At 35.5% G+C, this 3,039-nt stretch carries 4 protein-coding genes; 3 read left to right on the top strand and 1 reads right to left on the bottom strand.

The annotated features are described in order from the left end of the window. The 3 genes from Q0075_RS00420 to Q0075_RS00430 form a co-directional block, all read left to right on the top strand. Positions 1-509 (top strand): ABC transporter ATP-binding protein (locus Q0075_RS00420; RefSeq protein ID WP_297867795.1); only part of this gene is annotated, 509 nt, incomplete at its 5' end. Between the two features lie 99 nt (positions 510-608). After that, entirely contained in the window at positions 609-2,006 is a 1,398-nt protein-coding gene (locus Q0075_RS00425) for an MATE family efflux transporter (RefSeq protein ID WP_297867796.1), read from the top strand. A 26-nt stretch (positions 2,007-2,032) separates the two neighbouring features. Then, positions 2,033-2,263 carry a hypothetical protein gene (locus Q0075_RS00430; RefSeq protein ID WP_008253940.1) on the top strand — a complete coding sequence of 77 codons (231 nt, stop codon included), beginning with the start codon at positions 2,033-2,035 and terminating at the stop codon, positions 2,261-2,263. Positions 2,264-2,341: 78 nt separating this feature from the next. Here Q0075_RS00430 and meaB read toward each other — a convergent pair. Next, on the bottom strand, positions 2,342-3,039 hold a 698-nt coding region (meaB, locus tag Q0075_RS00435; RefSeq protein ID WP_297867797.1), incomplete at its 5' end, for a methylmalonyl Co-A mutase-associated GTPase MeaB.

Genomic DNA, 3,039 nt, shown 5'->3' on the forward strand with positions numbered 1-3,039 from the left:
CTTACATTTTGAACGGAAAACACGTGAGTGAAATGCAAGACGATGAATTGGCAGGCATTCGTAACAAAGAAATTGGATTTGTTTTTCAAACGTTCAACTTAATGCCAAGAACAACGGCTTTGGACAATGTAGCTTTACCAATGGTTTATGCTGGTCATTCTAAATCGGAACGAGTTGAAAGAGCTACCGAAGTATTGACACAAGTAGGACTTCAAGACCGTATGGATCACAAACCGAATCAGTTATCGGGTGGTCAGCGTCAGCGTGTGGCGGTTGCGAGAGCTTTGGTTAACAAACCTTCTATCATTTTAGCCGATGAGCCAACTGGAAACTTAGACAGTAAAACTTCAGTGGAAATCATGAATTTATTCAACGAAATTCACGCCAACGGGAATACGGTAATCTTAGTAACTCACGAAGAAGACATTGCCGCTTATGCCCATAGAATCATCCGTTTACGAGACGGACTTATTGAGAGTGATTCACAAAATCCGAATATTAAAAAATAAGCAAAATAAAATATTTTAAAACCTGTCTCGATTTTGAATCCTGACAGGTTTTTTCTTGAAATCCTTTCCAAATTATTACCTTTGCTCAAAATTGCCAAAATGACTTTTTCCGACTACTCTAAAGAATTTTCACAAAACTTAAAACTCGCCTACCCTATTATTTTAGGAATGTTAGGTCATACCGTTGTGGGAATTGTGGATAATATTATGGTGGGAAAATTAGGTCCAACCGAATTAGCAGCTGTATCATTAGGAAATAGTTTTGTATTCATTGCGATGTCATTAGGTATTGGATTTTCAACTGCAATTACACCTTTAGTAGCGGAATCAGATGGAAAAAATGATGTGGCTGGAGGTCGTTCTGCTTTTCATCATGGCTTGTATTTGTGTACGATTTTAGGTGTTGCTTTATTTACTTTGATTTTCTTTTCAAAACCACTTATTGCTTACATGGGCCAACCCGAAGCTGTGGTAGAAATGGCAAAACCCTATTTAGACATCGTTGGTTTTTCGTTGATTCCGTTAATTATGTATCAAGCGTACAAACAGTTTGCTGATGGTTTGAGCGAAACTAAATATTCCATGTGGGCAACCATTATTGGAAATATTACCAATGTAGTGATTAACTATTTTCTAATTTACGGAATTTGGATTTTCCCAAAATGGGGCATCGTTGGAGCAGCTGTAGGAACTATCGCTTCACGTTTTGTGATGTTAGGTTTTATGCACTACATGATGAATTTAAAACCGAAATTCCATCCCTATTTTAAAGGATTTAGTTTGAAAGAAATTAAGAAGGAAGTCAACCAAAAAATCATTAAAATTGGAATGCCTTCTGCCATGCAAATGTTCTTTGAAGTTGCTTTATTTACAGGAGCCATTTGGTTATGTGGAATGATTGGAACAACTAGTCAAGCAGCGAATCAAATTGCGTTGAGTTTGGCTTCATTAACCTTTATGTTTGCTATGGGATTAAGCGTTACAGCTATGATTCGTATTGGAAACCAAAAAGGATTAGAAGATTATGTTACCTTACGAAAAGTAGCAATTTCTATCTTCTTACTAACGATAATTATCGAAGTGGTTTTTGCCTTATTATTTGTGTTATTACATACGATTTTACCCTATATTTTCGTGGATATCCACGATGTAAAAAATCTAACCGAAAACTTAGAAGTAATCGCAATTTCGGCGAATTTACTTTTAGTAGCGGCTGTTTTTCAAATTTCCGATGGTTTGCAAGTGGTGGTTTTAGGTGCGCTTCGTGGATTGCAAGATGCAAAAATTCCAATGTATATAACGTTTGTTGCTTATTGGGTAATTGGATTTCCAATATCCATTTACTTAGGATTAGAAACCGAATTAAAAGCCGTTGGTGTTTGGATTGGACTTTTAGCTGGATTAACAGCTGCCGCATTATTTTTGTATATTCGCTTTAATTATTTGACTAAAAAACTGGTTCAAGGGCAAACTCAGGAACAAGTTCAATTACAATAAAAAGAAGAAATTAAAATCATAAAAACATGAACTTACCAAAATTTGTTATCGGAGATAATACCGATTTTCCAGAAGATATTTTCGTAATCCATTTAGAATATCCAAGATTCGTAATCAACTTAAAAGATGACGAAGTAGAATTTTTAGAAGACATCGAAGAAGAAGACGAAAAAGAATTGGAATCAGAAATGGAACATTTAATTACCATTGCTGGAGAATTCTACGATAGAGAAATTGAACGCTACGAGCAAGAATAGTGTTCAGTCCCGATAGCTATCGGGAGTAAAAAGTGTTCAGTTTTAGAATAAAACTAATTACTAATCATTTTTCACTAATTACTCTTTATTAAAATACTGTTCCAACAAATGCATAGCCGCTGCAAAAGGTGAAATTTCATTATTTTGCACGGCTTTTTTGTTTTCTTCTAGTAGTTGAATGATATTCGGATGATTGTAAAAGTGAGATTTCAATTGTTCATTAATCGTTTCCATCATCCAAAATTGATTTTGATTTTGGCGTTTTTCTTCAAAATAATGATTTGCTTTTACCAATTCAAAATACTCGGAAATAATTTCCCAAATCGCATCAACTCCTGTTTGTTCGTAAGCACTACAAGTCGTTACTTTAGGAATCCAACCCGAAGATTTAGCTGGAAATAAATGTAAAGCTCTATTGAATTCAGTTTTTGCTAATTTGGCTTTCGCAATATTATCACCATCCGCTTTATTGATTACGATGGTATCCGCCATTTCCATGATGCCACGTTTGATACCTTGTAATTCATCACCAGCGCCTGAAATTTTCAACAACAAAAAGAAATCCACCATACTGTGAACAGCGGTTTCGCTTTGCCCTACTCCAACGGTTTCAATAATAATCGTATCAAAACCACAAGCTTCACAAAGAATGATAGTTTCACGAGTCTTTCTGGCAACGCCACCTAAAGTATCGCCCGAAGCACTTGGTCGGATATAAGCATTTTCATCTTTTACCAATTCTTCCATTCGGGTTTTATCGCCCAAAATACTTCCGT

Origin of the sequence: uncultured Flavobacterium sp., assembly GCF_937967675.1 — a bacterium.
Taxonomy (GTDB): domain Bacteria; phylum Bacteroidota; class Bacteroidia; order Flavobacteriales; family Flavobacteriaceae; genus Flavobacterium.

What these genes read in the sequence shown, in the direction of transcription:
- Q0075_RS00425 (WP_297867796.1), top strand. Translation starts at nt 609, where the DNA reads ATGACTTTTTCCGACTACTCTAAAGAATTTTCACAAAACTTAAAACTC.
- Q0075_RS00430 (WP_008253940.1), top strand. Translation starts at nt 2,033, where the DNA reads ATGAACTTACCAAAATTTGTTATCGGAGATAATACCGATTTTCCAGAA.